This window comes from Eikenella corrodens, from assembly GCF_003990355.1.
Lineage (GTDB): Bacteria > Pseudomonadota > Gammaproteobacteria > Burkholderiales > Neisseriaceae > Eikenella > Eikenella corrodens_B.
In genome coordinates, this window is record NZ_CP034670.1 from 807,202 (window position 1) to 829,102 (window position 21,901).

21 protein-coding genes are annotated in these 21,901 nt (G+C 58.7%); 15 read left to right on the forward strand and 6 right to left on the reverse strand.

Going from position 1 to position 21,901, the window contains the following annotated elements; genetic code table 11:
• Positions 1 to 4: 4 nt before the first annotated feature.
• Positions 5 to 988 (reverse strand): HlyD family secretion protein, encoded by a 984-nt coding sequence (locus ELB75_RS04115; protein ID WP_206501490.1) that lies wholly within the window; start codon positions 986 to 988, stop codon positions 5 to 7.
• Positions 989 to 1,161: 173 nt separating this feature from the next.
• Here ELB75_RS04115 and ELB75_RS04120 point away from each other — a divergent pair, with 173 nt between their 5' ends.
• Positions 1,162 to 1,737: a TetR/AcrR family transcriptional regulator gene (locus tag ELB75_RS04120; RefSeq protein ID WP_126982831.1), complete on the forward strand. Its 576-nt coding sequence runs from the start codon at positions 1,162 to 1,164 to the stop codon at positions 1,735 to 1,737.
• Positions 1,738 to 2,454: 717 nt separating this feature from the next.
• On the opposite strand, the gene trpS is transcribed toward ELB75_RS04120, so the two are convergent.
• From trpS to gshA, 3 genes are all read right to left on the reverse strand, one after another.
• Positions 2,455 to 3,462, reverse strand: a complete 1,008-nt coding sequence (gene trpS, locus ELB75_RS04125; RefSeq protein ID WP_126982832.1) for a tryptophan--tRNA ligase — start codon at positions 3,460 to 3,462, stop codon at positions 2,455 to 2,457.
• A 190-nt stretch (positions 3,463 to 3,652) separates the two neighbouring features.
• Positions 3,653 to 3,901: a type II toxin-antitoxin system RelE/ParE family toxin gene (locus ELB75_RS04130; protein WP_126982833.1), complete on the reverse strand. Its 249-nt coding sequence runs from the start codon at positions 3,899 to 3,901 to the stop codon at positions 3,653 to 3,655.
• A 381-nt stretch (positions 3,902 to 4,282) separates the two neighbouring features.
• Complete coding sequence (gene gshA / locus ELB75_RS04140; protein WP_126982834.1) at positions 4,283 to 5,626, reverse strand: glutamate--cysteine ligase; 1,344 nt, start codon at positions 5,624 to 5,626, stop codon at positions 4,283 to 4,285.
• 107 nt (positions 5,627 to 5,733) lie between these two features.
• Here gshA and mnmM point away from each other — a divergent pair, with 107 nt between their 5' ends.
• The 3 genes from mnmM to ELB75_RS04155 all read left to right on the forward strand — a co-directional run bounded on the left by mnmM (position 5,734) and on the right by ELB75_RS04155 (position 7,294).
• Positions 5,734 to 6,318 carry a tRNA 5-(aminomethyl)-2-thiouridylate-methyltransferase MnmM gene (gene mnmM / locus ELB75_RS04145; protein WP_126984198.1) on the forward strand — a complete coding sequence of 195 codons (585 nt, stop codon included), beginning with the start codon at positions 5,734 to 5,736 and terminating at the stop codon, positions 6,316 to 6,318.
• A 5-nt stretch (positions 6,319 to 6,323) separates the two neighbouring features.
• Entirely contained in the window at positions 6,324 to 6,761 is a 438-nt protein-coding gene (locus ELB75_RS04150) for a hypothetical protein (protein ID WP_126982835.1), read from the forward strand.
• A 161-nt stretch (positions 6,762 to 6,922) separates the two neighbouring features.
• A complete protein-coding gene (locus tag ELB75_RS04155) occupies positions 6,923 to 7,294 on the forward strand; it encodes a SirB2 family protein (protein WP_126982836.1) in 372 nt (123 codons plus the stop codon).
• Positions 7,295 to 7,658: 364 nt separating this feature from the next.
• Here ELB75_RS04155 and ELB75_RS04160 read toward each other — a convergent pair whose 3' ends face one another.
• The gene (locus ELB75_RS04160; protein WP_126982837.1) at positions 7,659 to 8,810 is read right to left on the reverse strand and encodes a class I SAM-dependent methyltransferase; all 1,152 of its coding nucleotides are present in this window, start codon (positions 8,808 to 8,810) and stop codon (positions 7,659 to 7,661) included.
• Between the two features lie 259 nt (positions 8,811 to 9,069).
• Between ELB75_RS04160 and mraZ the strand changes: the two genes are divergently transcribed.
• The 7 genes from mraZ to ELB75_RS04195 all read left to right on the forward strand — a co-directional run bounded on the left by mraZ (position 9,070) and on the right by ELB75_RS04195 (position 16,590).
• The gene (gene mraZ, locus ELB75_RS04165) at positions 9,070 to 9,525 is read left to right on the forward strand and encodes a division/cell wall cluster transcriptional repressor MraZ (protein ID WP_126982838.1); all 456 of its coding nucleotides are present in this window, start codon (positions 9,070 to 9,072) and stop codon (positions 9,523 to 9,525) included.
• Entirely contained in the window at positions 9,522 to 10,478 is a 957-nt protein-coding gene (rsmH, locus tag ELB75_RS04170; protein WP_126982839.1) for a 16S rRNA (cytosine(1402)-N(4))-methyltransferase RsmH, read from the forward strand. The genes mraZ and rsmH overlap by 4 nt, the downstream gene beginning before the upstream one ends.
• On the forward strand, positions 10,471 to 10,734 hold the full coding sequence (gene ftsL / locus ELB75_RS04175; RefSeq protein ID WP_126982840.1) for a cell division protein FtsL: 264 nt from the start codon (positions 10,471 to 10,473) through the stop codon (positions 10,732 to 10,734). Before rsmH ends, ftsL begins: the two co-directional genes overlap by 8 nt.
• A 39-nt stretch (positions 10,735 to 10,773) precedes the next feature.
• Positions 10,774 to 12,510 carry a peptidoglycan D,D-transpeptidase FtsI family protein gene (locus ELB75_RS04180; protein WP_126982841.1) on the forward strand — a complete coding sequence of 579 codons (1,737 nt, stop codon included), beginning with the start codon at positions 10,774 to 10,776 and terminating at the stop codon, positions 12,508 to 12,510.
• Between the two features lie 20 nt (positions 12,511 to 12,530).
• Positions 12,531 to 14,012: a UDP-N-acetylmuramoyl-L-alanyl-D-glutamate--2,6-diaminopimelate ligase gene (locus ELB75_RS04185; protein WP_126982842.1), complete on the forward strand. Its 1,482-nt coding sequence runs from the start codon at positions 12,531 to 12,533 to the stop codon at positions 14,010 to 14,012.
• A 123-nt stretch (positions 14,013 to 14,135) separates the two neighbouring features.
• A complete protein-coding gene (locus ELB75_RS04190; protein WP_126982843.1) occupies positions 14,136 to 15,518 on the forward strand; it encodes a UDP-N-acetylmuramoyl-tripeptide--D-alanyl-D-alanine ligase in 1,383 nt (460 codons plus the stop codon).
• The gene (locus ELB75_RS04195) at positions 15,508 to 16,590 is read left to right on the forward strand and encodes an MBL fold metallo-hydrolase (RefSeq protein ID WP_126982844.1); all 1,083 of its coding nucleotides are present in this window, start codon (positions 15,508 to 15,510) and stop codon (positions 16,588 to 16,590) included. The genes ELB75_RS04190 and ELB75_RS04195 overlap by 11 nt, the downstream gene beginning before the upstream one ends.
• A 93-nt stretch (positions 16,591 to 16,683) precedes the next feature.
• Here ELB75_RS04195 and ELB75_RS04200 read toward each other — a convergent pair whose 3' ends face one another.
• A complete protein-coding gene (locus tag ELB75_RS04200; protein WP_164726798.1) occupies positions 16,684 to 17,451 on the reverse strand; it encodes an alpha/beta fold hydrolase in 768 nt (255 codons plus the stop codon).
• Positions 17,452 to 17,733: 282 nt separating this feature from the next.
• Between ELB75_RS04200 and mraY the strand changes: the two genes are divergently transcribed.
• The 4 genes from mraY to ftsW all read left to right on the forward strand — a co-directional run bounded on the left by mraY (position 17,734) and on the right by ftsW (position 21,900).
• Positions 17,734 to 18,816, forward strand: a complete 1,083-nt coding sequence (gene mraY / locus ELB75_RS04205; protein WP_126982845.1) for a phospho-N-acetylmuramoyl-pentapeptide-transferase — start codon at positions 17,734 to 17,736, stop codon at positions 18,814 to 18,816.
• Positions 18,817 to 18,914: 98 nt separating this feature from the next.
• Positions 18,915 to 19,217 (forward strand): hypothetical protein, encoded by a 303-nt coding sequence (locus ELB75_RS04210; RefSeq protein ID WP_126982846.1) that lies wholly within the window; start codon positions 18,915 to 18,917, stop codon positions 19,215 to 19,217.
• Positions 19,218 to 19,318: 101 nt separating this feature from the next.
• On the forward strand, positions 19,319 to 20,662 hold the full coding sequence (gene murD, locus ELB75_RS04215) for a UDP-N-acetylmuramoyl-L-alanine--D-glutamate ligase (protein WP_126982847.1): 1,344 nt from the start codon (positions 19,319 to 19,321) through the stop codon (positions 20,660 to 20,662).
• A gap of 83 nt (positions 20,663 to 20,745) precedes the next feature.
• Complete coding sequence (gene ftsW, locus ELB75_RS04220; protein WP_126982848.1) at positions 20,746 to 21,900, forward strand: putative lipid II flippase FtsW; 1,155 nt, start codon at positions 20,746 to 20,748, stop codon at positions 21,898 to 21,900.
• Position 21,901 lies beyond the last annotated feature (1 nt).

Below are 21,901 nucleotides of genomic sequence, written 5' to 3' on the forward strand. Positions count from 1 at the left end.
CATCCTACTGCGGCAGGCGGGTTTGCAAATCGGCCGGCCAGGCGAGCTTGGCGTCGGTGCGCACGAAGCCGGTGGCTGTCATGCCGCCTTTCAGGTAGCCTTGGTATTTGGCCGCCACATCGGCCGGAATCTGTAATTTCACCCGAAACATCAGCTTGGTGCGCTCTTCGGCGGTTTCCACAAATTTGGGCGTGAACTGCGCCTCTGAGGCGATATAGGTAACTTTGGCGGGGAACACCGCGTCCAGCCCGTCCATTTTAATCCGCGCTTCGCTGCCCAACGGGATTTGGTTTACCGTGGGCGCGGGCAGGAACAGGCTGATGCTCGCATCGTTCAGGTTCAACAGGCTCACCACCTTGCCGCCTGCGGGCAGCACGTTGCCCGGCTCGGCCAGCCGGTATTCCACCCGCCCGGCCTGCGGCGCGCGCACCGACAAATCGCCGATAACGGAAGACACCTGCGCCATTTTCGCCCGCGCCTGCCCCACACCGGCCTGGGCTTCGTTGCGCGCTGCTTCTGCTGCCTGCACCGCCGCCCGCGCCGCATCGCGCTGCGCCAATCGGGTGTTGAGTTCGGCCTGCGAGATTAAATTGTCGCGGAACAGCTGGCGGGCGTTGTCTGCCTCCATCTGCGCAGTTCTCAGCTGCTGACGTTGCGCCTCGATTTGCGCCTGTGCACGGCGCACCGTCTGCTCCAATTGCGCCTTGCCCGCCTGCGCTTCCGAAAGCTGCGCCTCGGCGGTTTGCGAAGAAATCCGCGCCAACACCGTGTCCGCCTCCACAAACTGCCCTTCGTTCACCGTTATTTCCTCCACCCGCCCCGCATACAGGCTGGCCACGTCCATGCGGGCAAACTCCAGCCGCCCGTTGGCATGCGCGATGCCCGCCAGCGGGTCGGGCGCGGCATATTGGCGGAACGCAAAAAAGCCGATGCCGACGGCAGCGGCCAGCGGCAGCAGGAGAAGCAGGCGTTTGGGCAGACGTTTCATTCAAGAATACCTCGCAAGTAAGAATGGTTTAAGTGTAAGGCCGCAGCGTGCGGCTGCATACCGTTAAAAAACAATTCCGCGTACCGTTAAGCATACAAAACCGGCAAAAAAGTTGCTTAAGCACACGGAAAACCGCAAAATGCCCGGCAGAAACCCAAAACAGAAGCGCCAACATGAGCGAAAACGAAAGCTATACCGACCCCCGCATCATCAAAACCCACCGCGCCATCCGCGAAGCCTTTGTGGATTTGCTGCACGAAAAGCCCTTCGCCCAAATCACCGTGCAAGATATCCTCGAACGCGCCCCGGTAAACCGCTCCACCTTCTACAAATACTACTCCGGTAAAAGCGATTTGGCCGGCAAGATGATTGCCGACTTTAAAGCCGAATACGGCCGATACATTATCACCCGTTTCCAGGCCGGCAGTCTTGATGTGTTCCTCAACCTGATGCCCGAAGCCTCCGACTGGATACACAGCCGCCGCCGCCTGATTCTCGCCCTGTGGAAAGTGGATACCCGCCGCCGCCACCTCTACCGCGATATGCACAAGCTGATCAAGCAGCAATTCCTCCGCTTCGCCCACACCCTGCCCGACGCCACCCCCGGCAAAGATTGGGACTACCAAGCCGACATGCTTGCCACCCTCATTCTCGGCAGCATGAACTACTTCTTCAGCCGCGACCTGCCGCTGCGCCTGCCCGAAGTCCGCCAAGCCTGGACGGAAATGAGCCAACTGCTGCTGCCGTGAGGCGGAGCGGAATACCGGGTTGGATGCTATAGTGGATTAAATTTAAATCAGGACAAGGCGGCGAGCCGCAGACAGTACAAATAGTACGGCAAGGCGAGCCAACGCTGTACTGGTTTAAATTTAATTCACTATAGAACCCGCCATAACGCCAAAGGCTGCCTGAATCCTGTTTCAGGCAGCCTTTCAGCATGAGGCGTATGCCGTAGGGACGCACGCCATTACCCGTTATTCCAAAGCCGCGTGCGTGCTTCCGCACACTACACCCCGCAAATGTGCAGGCTACCTGAAATCCATTTTTCAGGTAGCCTGTTGATAAGGCAGGGCGTAGGTTGGGTTGATAAACCCAACATTTCACAATTTATAGTGGATTAACAAAAATCAGGACAAGGCGGCGAGCCGCAGACAGTACAGATAGTACGGCAAGGCGAGACAACGCTGTACTAGTTTTTGTTAATTCACTATATTTGTTGGGTTACGCCTGCGGTTCACCCAACCTACTGCCGCAATGAGAAGGCATAGGTAGGGTGCGTGAGCTTGCTCACGCACGCGGTTGTTTACCCAATAATCTAAAGCCGCGTGCGTGCTTCCGCACACACCCTACATGGCTGCAAAGGGAAAGGCTACCTGAAATTTCAGGTAGCCTTTATTGTGGTTACCTTTGGCCGGTTGATGGTTTTTCAGGTAGCCTTTTGTGTGTCTGCGAAACGGCCATATTGTTCAACGAAGCGGGCGGATGCCTACGGCGTCTCGCACTTGGTCAAGCAGTTCGCGGGCTTGTTTGCGGGCTTTGGCGGCACCGGCCTGCAGGATGTCTTCGATTTGTGCGGGCCGGGCGGTGAGCTCGTGGAAGCGTTCGCGTTTGGGGGCAAGCTCTTCGTTCAGTTTGGCGCCGAGCAGTTTTTTGGCTTCGCCCCAGGCCAGGCCGTCGGCGAGCATTTGGGTGAATTCGGCGGTTTCGGCGGGGGTGGCGAAGGCTTTGTAGATGTCGAACAGCGGGCTCTCATCGGGGGTTTTCGGCTCGCCGGGCTCTTTGAGGTTGGTGATGATTTTGTTCACGGCTTTTTGCAGCTTTTTCTCGCTTTCAAACAGCGGGATGGTGTTGCCGTAGCTTTTGCTCATTTTGCGCCCGTCGAGGCCGACCAAGAGTTCAACGTTGTCGTCCACTTTGGCTTCGGGCAGCACAAACAGCTCTTTGAAGCGGTGGTTGAAACGTTGGGCGATGTCGCGGGTCATTTCCACGTGCTGGATTTGGTCGCGGCCTACCGGCACTTCGTGGGCATTGAACATGAGGATGTCGGCGCTCATGAGGATGGGGTAGCTGTAGAGGCCCATTTCCACGCCGTGGTCTTGGTCGGTTTGGCCTGCGTCGAGGTTGGCCTGCACGGCGGCTTTGTAGGCATGGGCGCGGTTCATCAGGCCTTTGGCGGTGATGCAGGTGAGTATCCAGTTGAGCTCGGGCACTTCGGGGATGTCGCTTTGACGGTAAAACGTGGTGCGCTCGGGGTCGAGGCCGCAGGCGAGCCAGGTGGCGGCCACGGCTTGGGTGGAGGCGTGGATGACTTCGGGGTCGTGGCATTTGATGATGCCGTGGTAGTCGGCCAAAAAGAGGAAGGATTCGGCGGCGGGGTCGGCGGCGGCGGCAATGGCGGGGCGGATGGCGCCGACGTAGTTGCCCAAATGCGGGATGCCGGTGGTGGTTACGCCGGTGAGGACTCGTTTTTTCATGGATGGCTTTCTGTGGTTTGGCGGAAATAGGGAGGCGGCGCAGAGGCTGCCTGAAAAATGGCAGATTATAGTGCAAGGGCGGGGAGGCGGGAAAATTTCAGGTAGCCTCTTTATTTTTGGATAAGGGCTACCTGAAAGATGGAAATTCTGTTTTTATAATAGCTTGGCATCACTATGCTGTTTGTTTTATTTAAGCCGGATACTTCCGGCGGGTATGGACGATACGCATAATTTTGACATGTGTTTCATCTAGTTCGTACACGATGAAATGGTTCGGATGAAAAATGAGCTCCCACGTATTCATTACCCGCCCACGCCATCCGATATAGGGCAGCCGGGTGAGGTGGTTTACGCTGTCGTGGATAAGTTGCTCCAAGTCTAGAGCGGCAGCGAGATTGTCGGCAAAGATGTAGTCGACAATTTCGTCCACGTCTGCCATGGCTGTTTTCGTCCAACTAATCAGCAGGGGGCATTTTTCAGCCTTTCCAAGCGTTCGGCACGTTTGGTGGCAAAGTGCTCCATTGCTTCTTCATGGCTGACCAGTTTGGATTTTCTGGCTTCTTCCACTTTTTGCAGCAACCAGGCATCGTAATCATCGGCTTCTTGCTGGGTGTTGAATTCTTAAATTCGGTAGTCCAACTCGATGGTGCTCATGGGGTCGTCCTTTGATTTGGGAGTCGGCGGTTGTTCTTGTATTTTAACCTAAAACAGAGTGCCGCGCGGGCAAGTCGGCCAAACTAAGAGGCTACCTGAAAGCGTGGGCTTCAACTCAGTTAAAACGCTGCATAGCGAAAGTTTCAGGTAACCTTTGCTGGTGTCATCAAGCCTTATCCAACTCAATCGAAGCGGCCAAAAGCGAGAGGCGGGCCATCACGCCGTATACATACAGGCGGTTGCCGGCGCAGTCGCAGGTTTGGCTGCGGTCGGGCAGGCCGAGGGTTTGCCATTGTTCGAACACGCGCTTGCTGCCGACAAGAAATTCCGGGTCGTCGCCGCTGCTGTCGGTTTGCGGCATATTGCGGCTGAGCGGCACGAAGCGCATACCGCTGGCGTTGAGGTTTTCGTCGGCACCGCGCCCTTCGTGCACGCGGAAGAAACCGCCCACCACGAAGCGGTCGATCATATACACCACCGGCTCGGCCACGGCGCCGTTGAGGGTTTCGTAGGTGTAGATGCCTTCCTGCACAATCACTTCGGTTACGGCCAGGCCTTCTTTCACGGTGGCCATTTTGTTGCGGTTTTTGCGGTTGAGCGCACGCACTTCGTCGGCGGATTTCACGCTCATCACGCCCATGCCGTAGGTGCCGGCGTCGGCTTTGACGATGACGAAGGGTTTGTCGGTGATGCCTTTTTCATCGTACTTGGCCTGGATTTTGGCCAGCACGCGTTCCACGGCGGCGGCCAGGGTGTCTTCGCCTTCGCGTTCGTGGAAGTTGAGGCCGGACACTTTCTCGAAATAGGGATTAATCTGCCATTGGTCGATGCCGATGAGCTCGGCAAATTCGGCGGCCACTTGATTGTAGGCGGCAAAGTGGGCGGTTTTGCGGCGCGTGGTCCAGCCGCCGTGCAGGGGCGGCAGCACGGTGTGGCGGATGCCTTGCAGGATTTCGGGCACGCCGCCGGAGAGGTCGTTGTTCAACAACACGAGGCAGGGCGAGAAGCCGTCGGCCAGGTGCACGCGTTCGCGGGTGCGCAGCAGGGGCTCGAGCAAAATGGTGTGCCCCAGCGCGGTTTTGAATTCGGTGGGCTCGGTAATTTCGGGGTTCAGGCTGCCCAGGCGCACGGTAAAGCCGGCCTGTTGCAGGATATTGCTCAGGGCATACACGTTTTCCAAGTAGAACGTATTGCGCGTGTGGTTTTCCGGCACGATCAGCACGGATTTGGCCGTTTCGCAGTATCGTTCTACCGCGTCGGTGGCGGCGGCGGCGGCCAGCGGGCTGAATTGGGGGTTGAGGTTGTTGAAGCCGCCGGGGAAGAGGTTCATATCGATGCTGGCCATTTTGTAGCCGCTGTTGCGGATATCGACCGAGCCGTAAAACGGCGGCTTGTGCCGTTTCCACTGGCTGCGGAACCAGGCCTCGATTTCGGCTTGCTTTTGCAGGATGAGTGTTTCAAAATCCAGCAGATATTGCGCGTATTGCGGGGAAATAACCGGAATACCCATGCTGAGCTCCTTTCAAAAAGTGTGTGCAGATGGCGGGCATTATACTCCAAGCCCGTGCCGCCACAGCGAATTTCCCTACACTCCATCAGGCTATCCCGTTTTATTCTATGCTCGACAACATCCTTCCTTTCGCCCACCGCCTGCTCGCCCAAGCCACGCCCGAAGGCGGCATTGCGGTGGACGCTACCGCCGGCAACGGCCACGACACGCTGTTTTTGGCGCAATGCGTGGGCAGCGGTGGGCGCGTGTATGCCTTCGATATCCAGCCGCAGGCCTTGGCCGCCACGCAGGCGCGTTTGCGGGCGGCCGGAGAAGAAAGGCAAGTGCGCCTGATTGCCGAGAGCCACGCCGATTTGGCGCAATATGTAAACGAACCCGTGCACAGCATCGTGTTCAACTGCGGCTACCTGCCCGGCGGCAACAAAGCGCTCACCACCGAAACCGGCAGCACCCTTTCCGCTTTGGCGCAAGCCGTGCACATCCTGCGCCCCGGCGGGCTGCTGGCCGTGGTGCTTTATCCCGGCCACGAGGCGGGCGCGCTCGAAGCCCGGGCTGTGTCCGAATGGGCGGCTGCCCTGCCGCAGCAACAGTTTGCCGTGCTGCACTACGGCTTTATCAACCGCCGCAACCGTCCGCCTTATTTGTTGGCGATTGAAAAGCACAACGTCTCTGCCAACCCGAAGGCTACCTGAAACCGATGGCTAAAAAACGCAAACCCAGCATCTCCGCCTTTCCGCCCGCCTTGTTTCCCTACATCCAACAGGCCAGCGACGACACCCTGCACCGCATCAGCCGCTTCGATTACGGCATGGAAGCCGAACGCCATGTCGCCGCGCTCAAGCAAATCGTGCGCGAACAAAACGGCTACGTGAGCGCCGATTTGGGGCAAACCTTCTACCCGGGCGACGTGATCGAACTGGCGGCCTTCGATGCGCAAGATGCTTTCGGCTACACCATCTGCCACCTCATTATGATTCAGAGCGAGCTGGCCGAAACCTGCCGTTTCAACCTTTCGCCCTATTGGCAACGCTACCGCAGCGGCGAACGGAGCGCCCTGCCGCCCACCATGCAGGCGCAGCTCGATGCCGCCTACCAGCTAGCCGATGAACGCGGCTGTATCGACCACGATTGGTAAAGGCTACCTGAAAGCTATCGTGGCTTAAAATCGGAATAGGGCAGGGAGGCGAGCCAATACCGTTTAATTTACGCTATCCCACGAACGGGCTATTGGCGGCCGCGCAACTTTCAGGTAGCCTGCCGCCCATCACACACTCAATCAAAACATTCGGAGCACCCATGTACCTTATCGTGAAACACAGCCATCTGGTATTCGTTGTGATTACCGTGGTTCTGTTCAACCTGCGCTTTTGGATGCGCACCATCCTGCCGAGCCGCCCCGTGCCCAAAGTGCTGCGCATCGTGCCGCACATCAACGACACCCTGCTGCTCTTCACCGGCATGATGCTGATGACCATCACCCGCTACGTGCCTTTCGGCAATGCCGATTGGCTGGGCGTGAAACTGATTTTGGTGGTGCTGTATGTGCTGGTGGGTATGTTCTGCCTGAAAAGCCCGCCGCGCTCGGCCAAATGGTGGATCGGCTACGCCCTGTCTATCGGCTGCCTCTGCACCATTTATTGGCTGGCCACATACAAACCGATGTTTTAACACCGGCCGTTTGGCTGATTGAAAAGGCTACCTGAAAACGTAGCGCAGCGAAGTTTCTGCGTAGCTAAAGTTTCAGGTAGCCTTTATTGCAGAAAAGCTTGCGCGGTGTGTAGGGCGCGTACCGCAGGCAGGCATGCCGTTGCCCGTTATTCCAAAACCGCGTGCGTGCGTTCCGCATACACCCTACACCCACAAATGAGCAGGCTACCTGAAATTCATTTTTCAGGTAGCCTTTAGGCTTTCGGCAATGCCATCAAGGCGACAAGGAAAACAAAACGCTTGCGGAGCATGATTCTGCAAGCGTTTTGTTATTGGCAGGCTTGGCTTGTGGGGCTACCTGAAAATATTGATTGGCAACCGACGGTTACAGCTTGTGGCACAAATCGCCGAGGGCGAAGCCTGGCCAGTCGGGGTCGATATCGCGGCCGAAGGCGATAACTTTGAAGAGCTCGCCCATTTCCTGCGGGGCGAGCAGGGTTTGGCAGGCAGCGGCAGCGCGGATGTAGGTTTGGCTTTCCGGTTCGCCTTGGGCGGCAAGCAGGTCGGTGAGGCCGAGATTGAGCAGGAAGGCGGCCTGGGTGGTGTAGCCGATGAGGTCGAGCCCGGCTTGGCAGGCGGCTTCGGCGATGGCGGTGAAATTCACATGACAGGTAAGGTCGGTGAGGCCGATGTGCTCGAAGGGGTTGTGCACGGCGTGGTGGCGGTAGTGGCCGATGAGGGTGCCGCCGTTGCGCTGGGGGTGGTAATACTGGGCGGCGTCGAAGCCGTAGTCGATAAAGAGCAGGGCGCCGCGCGTGAGGCGTTGGGCGAGGGTGCGGATAAAGGCTTGCTGGCGCAGGTGTAGTTCGCTGGTGTAGCCGTCGATGGCGGGCAGCAGCGCTTGGGCGGCGGGCAGCAGCTCGGCCGGCAGGGTGACGCTTTGCCATTGGAATTGTTGGTTGGCATCCAGCCCTACGCCCATCAGCTGCCATTGGCCGCTTTGATAACGCACGATGTCGCAGGGCATAGCATCGAGCACTTCGTTGCCGATGATGATGCCGTCGAATTCGGCGGGCAGCCCGGTAAGCCATGTGATTTGGTGCTGGTGTTGGGGCAGGGCGGCGGCAAGGTGTTGGCGTTGGCGTTCGGCTAAATCGGGAGAGACTTCAATAATGTAGTAGTGCCGGAGGCTACCTGAAAGCTTGCCGATCAGCTGGGCGGCAAGCTCGCCGGTACCGGCGCCGAATTCGTAGATATTGCCGGCGGTTTGCGGCAGCAGGGATTGAAGCTGGATGGCGAGGGTTTGCCCGAACAGCGGGGTGAGCGCCGGAGCGGTGATGAAGTCGCCGGCAGCGCCGATTTTGTGCGCGCCGCCGGTGTAGTAACCATATTGCGGTTGGTAGAGCGCAAGTTGCATGAAGTCGGCAAAGGGCAGGAAGCCATGGTTGGCCTGAATGCGTTGTTGTATCAGGGCACACAGTGCCTTTGAGGCGGTCAGCGCTTCTGAGCCGGGAGCGGGCAGGGTAGGGCGGTTCATAGAGCAATTATGCGAATAATCTGGAAAACGTGCGCAATTATAAAGGCTTGCTGCTAGGAGGCAAAATCGGGGCTGCGCGGAAAACGGCAAGCGTGATGATTGAGACTAACTATCTTATGTAAAAACAGTTTGTTAATCGTGGATTTTTACTGTGTTTGCAATTGACCGATGCCGCTGCTTTGCCGTATAGTGTCGCTTCGTGGGGAATTGTGGGGCAAAGTGCCTTTCAGTTCCAAAAATCAACCGAAGGTGGGAAAAAGTGTTTGGCGGCGTACATGAATTGAGCATCGACAGCAAGGGGCGCTTGGCGATTCCGGCCAAGTTCCGCGACTTGCTCGCGCGCCACTACACGCCGTCTTTGGTGGTTACCGTGGAGGCGCGTACGCATCTGGTGATGTATCCGGAAGCGGAGTGGCAGAAAACGGCGGAAAATTTGCAGGCGATGAATGTGTCGGGCAATCCGGCGGCCAGAATGTTCCGCGATTTGATGCTGAATCACGCTGAAACATTGGATTTGGATGCTTCGGGCAGAATTTTGCTGCCGCCGAGCCTGCGCCGCCGCGTGCAATTTGATAAAGAAGTAACGCTGGTGGGCCGTGCCGACCGGCTGGAGCTGTGGAACCGCGAATGTTGGGAAGCCAATATGAACGCGGTGTTGGATATGGATCCGGACGAATTGGCCGAACAGCTCGACAAAGCCGGGTTCCGCCTATGAGCGCGCAGGAATTGGCACACGTTACCGTGCTGCTGCACGAGGCGGTGGATGCTTTGGCGGTAAAGCCGGACGGTATGTATGTGGACGGCACGTTCGGCCGCGGCGGGCATTCCCGCCTGATTCTGTCGAAGCTGGGCGCAAACGGCCGATTGGTGGTGTTTGATAAAGACCCGCAGGCCATTGCCGTGGCACGGCGGCTGGCGGAAGCCGACAAACGCGTGCAAGTGGTGCACGGCGGGTTTTCCGGCTTTCAGGTAGCCTTAAAAGAATTGGGTATTGAAGCGGTCGATGGCGCGCTGTTTGATTTGGGCGTGTCTTCGCCGCAGATCGACGATGCCGAACGCGGCTTCAGCTTCCGCTACGATGCGCCGCTGGATATGCGGATGGACACCACGCGCGGCCAAACCGCCGCGCAATGGCTGGCCGAGGCCGGTGAAGAAGAGATTCGCGAGGTAATCAGAGATTATGGTGAAGAGCGGTTTAACAGCCAGATTGCGCGCGCCATTGTGCAGCATCGGCAAGAGCGCCCCATCCTTACAACCGGCCAGCTGGCGCAGTTGGCGGCACAAGCCGTCCGTACTCGCGAACGCGGCCAAGACCCGGCGACGCGGACGTTTCAAGCCATTCGGATTTTCATCAACCGTGAGCTTGAAGAAATAAGCGCGGTGCTGCCGCAGGCCGCAGGCTACCTGAAAACCGGCGGGCGCTTGGCGGTGATTGCCTTCCATTCGCTGGAAGACCGGATAGTGAAACAGTTTATCCGCCGCCACAGCCGCCCCGCACCGCTGCCCAAGTGGGTGATGGTGCGCGAAAGCGAGCGCCCCGAGCCGCCCCTGCGGGAAATCGGTAAGGCACAGCGGGCTTCGGCAGCAGAAACCGCAGCCAATCCGCGCGCACGCTCCGCCGTATTGCGCGTGGCCGAGCGGACGGCGGGAGAGTTTGCAGATGAATAAGTTGAATATCGTGCTGTTTGTGTTGGCGGTGCTCTCCGCGCTGGCGGTGGTGTCGGTGCAGGACAGCTCGCGCGAATCGTTTATCGCGTTGGAAAAAGAGCACCAACGGCGGGCGGACTTGGAAGAAGAATACCGCCGATTGCAATGGCAGCAGGCCAAGCTGGCCAACCACAATTTCATCAAGTCGGCGGCCGAACAACAACAGTTGCAGCCGCCTACCATGCAGAACACCAGGGTCATCAACCTGTCCGAATAAGGCGCGGCTGCGGCCGGATGGCAGGAAACGGGAAACTTTATGTTGATTAAGAGCGACTACAAACCGCAGATGCGGCAAAAACCTTCCAAACAGAAAAAACCGGTCAGCACCAACGGCCGGATTGCTTTTGTGCTGATGGTGTTTGCAGCCGCATTTGCCGTAGCGGCCGGCTGGAGCATCCGCCTGCACACGGTCAAGCAGGACAAATTGCAGGCCGAAGGCAACAAGCGCTTCGTGCGCACTTTGGTGCAGCAGGCCAACCGCGGCACGATTACCGACCGCAACGGCGCGGTACTGGCCTTGAGCGCGCCCACCGACTCGCTGTATGCCGTCCCCTCCGCCATGGAGAAAATGCCCAGCCAAGACCAGTTGGATCAGCTTTCCGAAATCATCGAAGTGCCGGTGGAAACCATTGCCGACCGCCTGGCGCGCACCAACAGCGATTTTGTGTTTCTGAAGCGGCAGATGAGCGCGGAAACCGCTGCCAAAGTGCGCGCTTTGAAAATTGAGGGTTTGGCCTTCCAAACCGAGCCCAAACGGCAATATCCGATGGGCAATTTGTTCTCCCACGTTATCGGCTTTACCAATATCGACGGCAAAGGCCAAGAAGGTTTGGAGCTTTCGCGTGAAGACGACCTGCGCGGCCAAGACGGCGCGCGCGTGGTGTTGCGTGACAATAAAGGTAATTATGTCGATCAATTGGATTCGCCGCGCAACCGCGATGCAGTGGACGGGCGCAATATGGTGCTCTCACTGGATCAGCGTATTCAATCGCTAGCGCACGATAAATTGGCGCAGGCTGTTGCCTATCATCAGGCCAAAGCCGGCACTGCTGTGGTGTTGGATGCGCAAACCGGCGAAATCCTTGCTTTGGTAAACCTGCCGGATTTCGATCCGAACCAGCCCGGTGGCGCCGAAATCGCCCTGCGTCGCAACCGTGCGGTGACCGATATGATCGAGCCCGGCTCGGCCATGAAACCTTTCCCGATTGCCAAAGCCTTGGATTCGGGCAAAGTGAACGAGAATATGGTGTTCAACACCAATACTTATAATATCGGCCCGGCCACCGTGCGCGATACGCACAACTACCCTTCGCTCACCCTGCGCGGCATCATGCAGAAATCTTCCAACGTGGGCGTGAGCAAGCTTTCGGCCATGTTTAAGCCCGAAGAGATGCACGATTTTTATAAATCAGTCGGTTTCGGCCGCCGCATGCACTCCGGCTTTCCCGGCGAATCGCCCGGCCTGGTGCGTGATTGGCGCAACTGGCGGCCCATCGAACAGGCCACCATGTCGTTCGGCTACGGCCTGCAGATGAGCCTGCTGCAGCTGGCGCACAGCTACACCATCTTTACCAGCGACGGCAAACTCCTGCCGGTGAGCTTCCTGCGCCAGAGCACTGCGCCGCAGGGCGAACAGGTGATCAAACCTGAAACCGCGCGCGCCATCCGCCGCATGATGGTGTCCGTTACCGAGCCCGGCGGCACCGGTACGCAGGGCGCTGTACCCGGTTTCAACGTGGGCGCAAAAACCGGTACCGCACGCAAACTGGTGGGCGGCCGCTATGCCGACAACAAACACATGGCTACCTTCATCGGTTTCGCCCCCGCCGAGCATCCGCGCGTGATTGTGGCGGTGAACATCGACGAGCCCACCCAAAACGGCTATTACGGCGGTATCGTGGCCGGGCCGGTGTTTAGAGACATCATGGCCGGTTCGCTGAATATTCTGGGTGTAACGCCCACCAAACCCGTGCAGCAAGTCGCTGCCAAATAAATCGGTGCTTGGAGCCGACCATGTATTGCTTGAAGGACAAACAGTTTGACTTGCCCGACAACTGCACCCTGCCGCCCGATGTGGCGGCGGGGTGCATTTTGCGTATGGACAGCCGCCTGGTTCAGCCGGGCGACGTATTCGTGGCTTGCCAGGGCGAATATGCCGACGGCCGCAACTATATTCCTGCCGCGATTGCCAATGGCGCGGCGATGGTGTTTTGGGACAGCGGCGACGGTTTCGCCTGGCGGCCGGAGTGGCAAATCGCCAACCTCGGCGTGCCGCACCTGAAGCAAAACGCCGGCCTGCTGGCGGCCAAACTCTACGGCAATTTTTCAGGTAGCCTTTCTTGCTGGGGGGTAACCGGTACCAATGGCAAAACCTCGATTTCGCAATGGCTTGCCCAAGCCGCCGATTTGCTCGGCACGCCCTGCGCCATCATCGGCACGGTGGGCAACGGCTTCTGGGGGCGGCTCGAAGAAACCACCCACACCACGCCCAACCCCGTGCGCGTGCAAACCCTGCTGCATCAATTCAAACAGCAGGGTGCGAAAGCTGTGGCGATGGAAGTATCCAGCCACGGCCTCGACCAAAACCGCGTGGTCGGCACACCTTTCTCCTCCGCCATCTTCACCAATCTCACCCGCGACCACCTCGATTACCACGGCAGCATGGCTGCTTATGGCGCTAGCAAGGCCAAACTGTTCTATTGGCAAAGCCTTCAGCACGCCATCATCAATACGGATGACAAATTCGGCCGCGAGCTGACCGATAGGCTGCGCGCCGACCGCCCAAGCCTGAACGTGTACGGCTACGGCTTCAATGAACAAGCCGATATCCGCATCACCCGCTTTACCGCTTCCGCCCAAGGCATGCAGGTAGCCTTCGACACGCCTTGGGGCAGCGGCGAAATCCACAGCCGGCTCTTAGGGCGGTTCAATGCGCAAAACCTCGCCGCCTGCATCGGCCTTTTGTGCGCCGAAGGCTATGCGCTGCCCGACGTATTGCGCGTGCTCGCGCAAATCCGCCCCGCCACCGGCCGCATGGACTGCATCAGCCGCGCAGGCCGCCCGCTGGTGGTGGTGGACTATGCCCACACCCCCGACGCGCTGGAAAAAGCGCTGGCCACTCTGCGCGAAATCAAACCGCAGGATGCGAGCCTGTGGTGCGTGTTCGGCTGCGGCGGCAACCGCGATCGCGGCAAACGCCCGCTGATGGGCAGCGCCGCCGTGCAAGGTGCGGATAAAGTGGTGATCACCAGCGATAATCCGCGCATGGAAGAGCCGCAAGACATCATCGCCGACATCCTGCCCGCCGTGCCGCAGCCCGCACTGGTGGAGGCCGACCGCCGAGTGGCCATCCAAACCGCCATCCACCGCGCCGCGCCGCAGGATATCGTGCTGATTGCCGGCAAAGGCCACGAAACCTATCAAGACGTACAGGGCGAGAAGCACCATTTCTCCGATTTTGAAATTGCCGAAGCCGCGCTGGATGAGGCTACCTGAAAAGTCTAGATTTGGTTGAGCCCGTGCGTTCAGGTAGCCTTTTGAGCTTGCTACAGGCTACCTGAAAGCGTGAACACTTTTTCAGGTAGCCTGCCGCCCTGTCATATTTTCAATGGAATGCCCATGTCCACACTCGATTTAGCTTTTGTCTGCCGCGCCCTGAACCTGCCTGCGCCGCAGCACAACCTCCCCATCCGCCGCGTCATCACCGACAGCCGCCAAGCCGCCGCTGCCGATGAGCGCGGCACTGATTTGTTTGTTGCCTTGGTGGGCGATAAACACGATGCCCACGATTTTGTGCCTGCCGTGTTGGAGCAGGGCGCTTTGGCGCTGGTATCGCGCCAAGACTGCGCCGCGCTTTCAGGTAGCCTGCCGGTGGCCGACACTTTGGCGGCGCTGCAAACCCTGGCTGCCGCTTGGCGCGAAGCGGTAAACCCGCTGGTGCTCGGCATCACCGGTTCTTCCGGCAAAACCACGGTGAAGGAGATGCTGGCCGCTATCCTGCGCCGCCAATTCGGCGAAGCGGCCGTATTGGCTACCGCCGGCAATTTCAACAACCACATCGGCCTGCCGCTCACTCTGCTTGCCCTGCGGCCGCAGCAGCGTTATGCCGTTATCGAAATGGGCATGAACCATTTCGGCGAGCTTGATGCGCTCACCCGCATCGCCCGCCCTGATGCCGCGCTGGTCAACAATGCCCTGCGCGCACATATCGGCTGCGGTTTCGACGGCGTGGGCGATATTGCCCGCGCCAAAAGCGAAATCTACCGTGGGCTACCTGAAAGCGGCACAGCGCTGATTCCGGCGGAAGACGAATACGCCGAAGTGTTCCGCGCCGCCTGCCGCGCCCTGAATGTGCGCCAAATCGAATTCGGCGTGGACAAGGGCGAAGTGCATGCCGAAAACGTCCGGCTGCTGCCCCTGGGCTGCCGCTTCGATTTGGTGTGGCAAGACCAACGCGCGACGGTAGAACTGCCGGTGCCGGGCAAGCACAACGTGGCCAATGCCGTGGCTGCGGCCGCGCTGGCTTTGCAGGCCGGCGTGGGGCTACCTGAAAGCGCCGCCGCGCTGGCCGGGTTTGCCAATATCAAGGGACGTTTGCAACGCAAGGCCGGCCTGCGCGGCAGCACGATTATCGACGACACCTACAACGCCAATCCCGACAGCATGAAGGCCGCGCTGGATGTGTTGGCCGGGCTGCCTGCGCCGCGCATTTTCGTGATGGGCGATATGGGCGAACTGGGCGACGGCGAGGCCCCCGCCCTGCATGCCGAAATCGGCCGCTATGCGCGGGATAAGGGCATCGAAGCCGCCTATTTTGTGGGCGATTTCAGTGTGGAGGCTGCCGAGGCTTTCGGTGCGGCCGGGCTGTGGTTTGCCGCTAAAGACCCGCTGCAGCAGGTGCTGGTGCACGAGTTGCCGGAGCAGGCTTCGGTGTTGGTAAAGGGTTCGCGTTTTATGCAGATGGAAGAGGTGGTGGCCGCCTTGCAGGGTCATGAAGCGTAGGCTGCACGGCGGTTATCCGCTCTATCCGGCCAGCAACCACTACGACCCGATCCGCCGCCGTTTTTTCAACCCCGAGCCCAAACGCCGCTTGCAGCCGCTGGATTTTGGCGGAGCGTTCAAAATGCTCAGCCGGCAAGGCCGCTTTCCCGCGCAGCCGCTGCCGTTTGAGAAGCCTGATTTTGCCGCCTTCATGCGGCAAGAAGGGCTACCTGAAAACGAGCAGCGCGAGTTTCGCCAAAACGAGCAGCGCGAGTTTCTGCGCAGCAAAAATGAACAAAAGGCACGGTTTGTTTGGTTCGGCCATTCCACCCTGCTGATGCGCGTGGCCGGGCTGAACATCCTCACCGACCCCGTGTTCGGTATGAGCGCCGCGCCGAACAACAAAATGTTCCGCCGCTTCCAGCCGCCGCCCGCCGTGCCGCACGAATTGCCGCCGCTCGACATCATCCTCTACAGCCACAACCACTACGACCATTTGGAGGAATCCTTCGTGCGCAGCGTGGCAGACAGCGGGGTGCATTTCCTGGTGCCGCTGGGCATGGAAGTGCTGTTGCGCCGCTGGGGCGTGAAGGCGGAAAACATTTCGGCGGCGGATTGGTATCAGAGCCATACCGTCGGCGGCGTAACCTTCACCGCCGCTCCCGCCCGCCACGACAGCTCGCGCAACCTGGCCGACCACAACCGCATGCTGTGGGCGGGCTGGGCCGTCGAAGGCGGCGGCCAGCGGCTTTATTTCAGCGGCGATTCGTCCTACGGCAGCCATTTCGCCGACATCGGCCGGCACTTCGGCGGCTTCGACCTGGCCTTTATGGAAAACGGCCAATACGACCGCCGCTGGCCGGACAACCACATGTTCCCCGAGCAAACCGTGCAGGCCGCCATCGACGTGGGCGCGCGCCGCATGATGCCGATTCACTGGGGCGCGTTCAGCCTGGCCATGCACGATTGGGACGAATCCGTGCGCCGCAGCATCCCGCTGGCCATCGAGCGCGGCCTGCCAGTGCTCACGCCGCTGATCGGGCAGGTGTTCGATGCGGATACGGAAACTGAATTGTGGTGGGAAGAGGTGTGAGCGGTTTGGACAAATTCGGCTTCGTTTGCTTTCAGGTAGCCTTACTGGTTCAAAGTGGGCTGAAACAAAAACAGCCATGTTGGTAACCCAAGCTCAAGCGCACATAAATTCCGCCAAAGCGGTAGCCAAGCCTTCCGGATTTTCCCAAGACATCGAGTGCCCGGCATCGGCAATCACGGCGCAGGGAATACCGTATTGAAGGATAAGGTCGTAGTCTGTGTTGGGCAGGGAACGATCGCCAACTAAATAAATTTTGCGTTGGGGCAGGGAGGAGAGGCGGTGCAGCCAATCGGGCGATATACCGTTCACTAAATGATATGCACTGCGCCACAATGCCCACGGGGCAGCACTTTGTAGGCTGCCCGCCCACGGCGAGAGTTCGTTATTTAGCAATTCGGCATAGCCATTGTGGATGAAATACGCTTCATTCTGTGCGGTAATGTTGCGGCTGAATATGCCGCCGCCAGCAATCAGGTTGCATTCGCTTACCATGAGTCCGCGCACACGGCTGCCGAGCTGTTCGGCTGCTTCAATAGCGATGCTGCCACCCATGCTGTGGCCATAGAGATAGAAGTGCGGCAAGTTAAGATGGTTGGCCAGTTCGGATACGATTGCGGCTTGCGCGCTGGTGGAATAGGAGAAATCCTGTGGGCGTTCGCTGTAGCCGTGACCTGCCAAGTCAAGCAGGATAGTGCGGCGGCCTGCCAAGGCCGGGCTGGCAGCGATGCGGGGGTACTCGTAGCTGGCAGCGCAGCCTAGGCCGTGGATAAATAAGCAAGGGATACTGTTTCTGCCTGCATGGGCTGGTAGATCCATAAATCGGATGCGGCAGCGTGCGCTGAGGGAGTGCATGGTTTGCATAGTTTGTACCTCGCATGGCAGTGGGAATTTCGGTTTTCAGGTAGCCTCGCTTGGGTAGCGGCTTAGTTTATAATGCCACATTTGCCCATTTTACAGTGGGTGCAATACAGATAATGATGTTTCAGGTAGCCTTTTCTATTTCCGGCTGCCTGGGTTAATTAAGCGAATTCAATTTAAATCAGAACAAGGCGGCGAGCCGCAGATCGTGCACACGTACGGCAAGGCGGGCTAATGCAATATCGGTTTAAATCGAACTCACGAGAAATGATTTAAGGAAGTTTTATGCTTTTATGGTTGGCCAAGCTCAGCAACTGGATTTCGGCGCTGAACATTTTCCAATACACCACTTTCCGCTCGGTGATGGCGGCGCTTACGGCTTTGGCGTTCAGCCTGATGCTGGGGCCGTGGACCATCCGCAAGCTCACCGAGCTCAAGGCCGGCCAGGCCATCCGCAGCGACGGGCCGCAAACCCATCTGGCCAAGGCGGGCACGCCCACCATGGGCGGGGTGTTGATTTTGGTGTCGATTACGGTGTCCACGCTGTTGTGGGGCAATATTTCGCGCCCGTATATCTGGATTCTGCTGGGCGTGCTGCTGGGCACGGGCGCGCTGGGCTTCTACGACGACTGGCGCAAGGTGGTGTATAAAGACCCGCACGGCGTGTCGGCCAAATTCAAGATGGTGTGGCAGAGCAGCGTGGCGCTGGCGGCAGGGGTGCTGCTGTTTTATGTGGCGAGCAATTCGGCGAACAATATTTTAATCGTGCCGTTTTTCAAACAGGTTGCGCTGCCTTTGGGCGTGCTGGGCTTTGTGGTGTTGTCGTATTTCACCATTGTCGGCACGTCCAATGCGGTAAACCTGACCGACGGCTTGGACGGCCTGGCGGCTTTCCCGGTGGTGCTGGTGGCCGGCGGGATGGCGGTGTTTGCCTATGCCACCGGGCACTGGCAGTTTGCACGCTATTTGCAGCTGCCCTTCGTGCCGGGGGCGAACGAGGTAATGGTATTCTGCGCGGCCATGTGCGGCGCGTGTTTGGGCTTTTTGTGGTTCAACGCGGCACCGGCGCAGGTGTTTATGGGCGACGTGGGCGCGTTGGCGCTGGGCGCGGCGCTGGGCACGGTGGCCGTAATCGTGCGGCAGGAATTTGTGCTGGTGATTATGGGCGGGCTGTTTGTGGTGGAGGCTTTGTCGGTGATGCTACAGGTGGGCTGGTATAAGAAAACCAAAAAACGCATCTTCCTGATGGCGCCGATCCACCACCATTTCGAGCAGAAGGGCTGGAAGGAAACGCAGGTGGTGGTGCGCTTTTGGATCATCACCATCGTGCTGGTGCTGGTGGGCTTGAGCACGCTGAAAATCCGTTAAGCGGTTTTCAGGTAGCCTTATCCGGCTCAAGAGGGGCTACCTGAAAGCGGACACGGTAGGCTGCTGTGAAGCCGAAACTTATTTAAAGGAATCTGGTTATGCTGCTACACATGCTAATTTTGCTGGTCTTTGCCAAAATGCAGGATTTCGCTGAGGATTCATATGCTTGGCAATGGGCGCTGGCTTTTGCCGTTGTAACTTTTTTATTCGGCCTGTTTGGCGGCCCCCTGATTGCGGCAGCTATTTCTGCTGTGATTTGGGGCCTATATTCATGGGGCTATTTCGCCCTGCTGCGGCAGATGGTAGACAGTTTGATTTTGTGGCTGATGGTGTGCATCGGCGGGATTATGCTGCCGTGGCTGCTGCTGATGAAGCTGCTGGCTAATACAGCCGTGCAGTAAAGGCTACCTGAAAGCACAAGTTTCAACGCAGTCAAAATGAGCAAAGCGAAAAACTGAGAAAGCAGCTGCCTGCAGGCAAACCGGGCGGCATGGAGAATAGAATGAAAAGCGAATGGCAAAACCAAAAAATCCTCGTGGCCGGGATGGGCGGCAGCGGCATTTCCATGCTGGAGTTCCTGCGCCGCAAAGGCGCGGCGGCAGCCGCTTATGATGCCGACTTCCCCGCCGCCAAACAGGCCGAACTGCAACAGCGTTTCCCCGGCCTGGCCTGCCACACAGGCTACCTGAAAAACACATTGGCCGAAGGTTTCGGCATTTTGGCACTCAGCCCCGGCATCAGCGAGCGCACGCCTGAAATCGAAGCCTTCAAGCAGACCGGCGGCCGTGTGTTGGGCGATGTGGAAATCTTGGCGCACGAGCTTTCCGGCAAGCGCGACAAAATCATCGCCATCACCGGCAGCAACGGCAAAACCACCGCAACCAGCCTGGTCGGCCATTTGTGCCGCGAATGCGGGCTGGATACCGTGGTGGCCGGCAATATCGGTACGCCCGTGCTCGAAGCCTATGAAGGCAGGCAGGAGCAGAGCGCCGACGTGTGGGTGCTTGAACTTTCCAGCTTCCAGCTGGAAAACACCGACCATTTGAACGCCGCCGCCGCCGCCGTGCTCAATATTTCCGAAGACCACCTCAACCGCTACGACGATCTGCTCGACTACGCCCACGCCAAAGACAAAATCTTCCGTGGCAGCGGCGTGCAGGTAATCAATGCCGACGATGCGCTTTGCCGTGCCATGAAACGCAGCGGCCGCGAAGTGCGCCGCTTTTCGCTGCAGCAGGCAACCGATTATTGGTTTGACACCGCATCAGGCTACCTGAAACACGGCGCGGAAACGCTGCTTGCCGCCGCCGATATTCCGTTGCAAGGCCTGCACAACGCCGCCAACGTACTGGCTGCACTGGCTTTGTGCGAAGCAATCGGCCTGCCGCGCGAGCAGCTGCTGCGCCATGTGCGCACCTTCAAAGGCCTGCCGCACCGCGTGGAAAAAATCGGCGAAAAAAACGGCGTGGTGTTTATCGACGACAGCAAAGGCACCAATGTGGGCGCCACCGAAGCCGCCATCGCCGGCCTGCAAAGCCCGCTGTTCCTGATTGCCGGCGGACAGGGCAAAGGGCAGGATTTCACCCCGCTGAAAAACGTGCTGCCCGGCAAAGCCCGTGCCGTGCTGCTCATCGGCGAAGACGCGCCGCAAATCCGCCGCGACCTGGCCGGCTGCGGCGTGGAGATGATGGATTGCGCCACCCTGCAGGAAGCCGTGCAAACCGCCTACCGCCTGGCCGAACCCGGCAATATCGTGCTGCTCAGCCCAGCCTGCGCCAGCTTCGATATGTTTAAAGGCTATGCGCACCGCTCGCAGGTGTTTATTGAGGCGTTTGAGGCTTTGTAATGTTTTCAGGTAGCCTTTGCCCAAGCCGAAAGGCTACCTGAAACCTTGTTCCATTGATTTTTGAAGTAACTTGAAGTACCCGAATGATTACTGAATCCAAACTCCTCGACCGCAAAATCCTGCGCCACGGCCACACCATCGATCAATCGCTGCTGTGGCTGGTGGTGCTGATGCTGGGCTTCAGCCTGGTGATGGTGTATTCCGCCTCGGTGGCCTTTGCCGGGCAGGGCGGCGGCAATAAATGGGCGTTCCTCATCCGCCAGGCGGCCTATATCGCCGTGGGCGGCGGGGCGGCTTTGGTGGCATTTCGGGTGCCGATGCGCACTTGGCAGAAGTATTCGATGGTGTTGCTGGTAATCAGCCTGTTGATGCTGATTGCGGTGCTGCTGGTGGGGCGCGATGTGAACGGTGCGCGGCGTTGGATTCCTTTGGGCATGGCCAATTTGCAGCCGAGCGAATTTTTCAAGCTGGCGGTGATTCTTTATCTTTCCGGCTTTTTCATGCGTCGCGCCGAAGTGTTGCAGCATTTGAAGAAAGTGTGCTGGGTGGCGCTGCCGGTGGGCTGCGGGCTGGGGCTGATTATGCTGCAGCCGGATTTCGGCTCGTTTGTGGTGGTGTCGGTGATCAGCGTGGGCTTGCTGTTTTTGGTGGGGCTGCCGTTTCGCTGGTTTATCGTGGTGGTATTGGCCGGCTTGAGCGGCATGGTAACGTTGGTGTTGATTTCGCCCTACCGCATGGCGCGTGTGACCGCCTTCCTCGATCCGTGGGCCGATCCGCTGGGCAGCGGTTACCAGCTCACCCATGCGCTGATGGCCATCGGGCGCGGCGGCTGGACGGGCGTGGGCTTGGGCGCAGGCTTGGAAAAACGTTTCTACCTGCCCGAGGCGCATACCGATTTCATCACCGCCGTTATCGGCGAGGAATTCGGCTTTCTCGGCATGATGCTGCTCACCGCCTGCTATTTATGGCTGGTGTGGCGCTCGTTTTCTATCGGCAAAATGGCGCGCGATTTGGAGCAGTTTTTCGGCGCGTTTGTGGCCAGCGGTGTGGGTATTTGGTTGGGTATTCAGAGTTTTTTCAATATCGGTGTGAACATCGGCCTGTTGCCCACCAAGGGGCTGACCCTGCCGCTGGTTTCCTTCGGCGGCTCGGCGCTGGTGGCCATGCTGATAGCCGTGGCGCTGCTGCTGCGGGTGGATTATGAAAACCGGCGCAAAATGCGCGGTTTTACAGTGTAAG

What these genes read in the sequence shown, in the direction of transcription:
- mnmM (WP_126984198.1), top strand. Translation starts at nt 5,734, where the DNA reads ATGCTCGACAACATCCTTCCTTTCGCCCACCGCCTGCTCGCCCAAGCC.
- ELB75_RS04115 (WP_206501490.1), bottom strand. Translation starts at nt 988, where the DNA reads ATGAAACGTCTGCCCAAACGCCTGCTTCTCCTGCTGCCGCTGGCCGCT.
- gshA (WP_126982834.1), bottom strand. Translation starts at nt 5,626, where the DNA reads ATGGGTATTCCGGTTATTTCCCCGCAATACGCGCAATATCTGCTGGAT.
- ELB75_RS04210 (WP_126982846.1), top strand. Translation starts at nt 18,915, where the DNA reads ATGCTGCTACACATGCTAATTTTGCTGGTCTTTGCCAAAATGCAGGAT.
- trpS (WP_126982832.1), bottom strand. Translation starts at nt 3,462, where the DNA reads ATGAAAAAACGAGTCCTCACCGGCGTAACCACCACCGGCATCCCGCAT.
- ELB75_RS04155 (WP_126982836.1), top strand. Translation starts at nt 6,923, where the DNA reads ATGTACCTTATCGTGAAACACAGCCATCTGGTATTCGTTGTGATTACC.
- ELB75_RS04120 (WP_126982831.1), top strand. Translation starts at nt 1,162, where the DNA reads ATGAGCGAAAACGAAAGCTATACCGACCCCCGCATCATCAAAACCCAC.
- mraY (WP_126982845.1), top strand. Translation starts at nt 17,734, where the DNA reads ATGCTTTTATGGTTGGCCAAGCTCAGCAACTGGATTTCGGCGCTGAAC.
- ELB75_RS04195 (WP_126982844.1), top strand. Translation starts at nt 15,508, where the DNA reads ATGAAGCGTAGGCTGCACGGCGGTTATCCGCTCTATCCGGCCAGCAAC.
- ftsL (WP_126982840.1), top strand. Translation starts at nt 10,471, where the DNA reads ATGAATAAGTTGAATATCGTGCTGTTTGTGTTGGCGGTGCTCTCCGCG.
- ELB75_RS04185 (WP_126982842.1), top strand. Translation starts at nt 12,531, where the DNA reads ATGTATTGCTTGAAGGACAAACAGTTTGACTTGCCCGACAACTGCACC.
- ELB75_RS04180 (WP_126982841.1), top strand. Translation starts at nt 10,774, where the DNA reads ATGTTGATTAAGAGCGACTACAAACCGCAGATGCGGCAAAAACCTTCC.
- murD (WP_126982847.1), top strand. Translation starts at nt 19,319, where the DNA reads ATGAAAAGCGAATGGCAAAACCAAAAAATCCTCGTGGCCGGGATGGGC.
- ELB75_RS04130 (WP_126982833.1), bottom strand. Translation starts at nt 3,901, where the DNA reads ATGGCAGACGTGGACGAAATTGTCGACTACATCTTTGCCGACAATCTC.
- ELB75_RS04190 (WP_126982843.1), top strand. Translation starts at nt 14,136, where the DNA reads ATGTCCACACTCGATTTAGCTTTTGTCTGCCGCGCCCTGAACCTGCCT.
- ftsW (WP_126982848.1), top strand. Translation starts at nt 20,746, where the DNA reads ATGATTACTGAATCCAAACTCCTCGACCGCAAAATCCTGCGCCACGGC.
- ELB75_RS04160 (WP_126982837.1), bottom strand. Translation starts at nt 8,810, where the DNA reads ATGAACCGCCCTACCCTGCCCGCTCCCGGCTCAGAAGCGCTGACCGCC.
- ELB75_RS04200 (WP_164726798.1), bottom strand. Translation starts at nt 17,451, where the DNA reads ATGCAAACCATGCACTCCCTCAGCGCACGCTGCCGCATCCGATTTATG.
- ELB75_RS04150 (WP_126982835.1), top strand. Translation starts at nt 6,324, where the DNA reads ATGGCTAAAAAACGCAAACCCAGCATCTCCGCCTTTCCGCCCGCCTTG.
- rsmH (WP_126982839.1), top strand. Translation starts at nt 9,522, where the DNA reads ATGAGCGCGCAGGAATTGGCACACGTTACCGTGCTGCTGCACGAGGCG.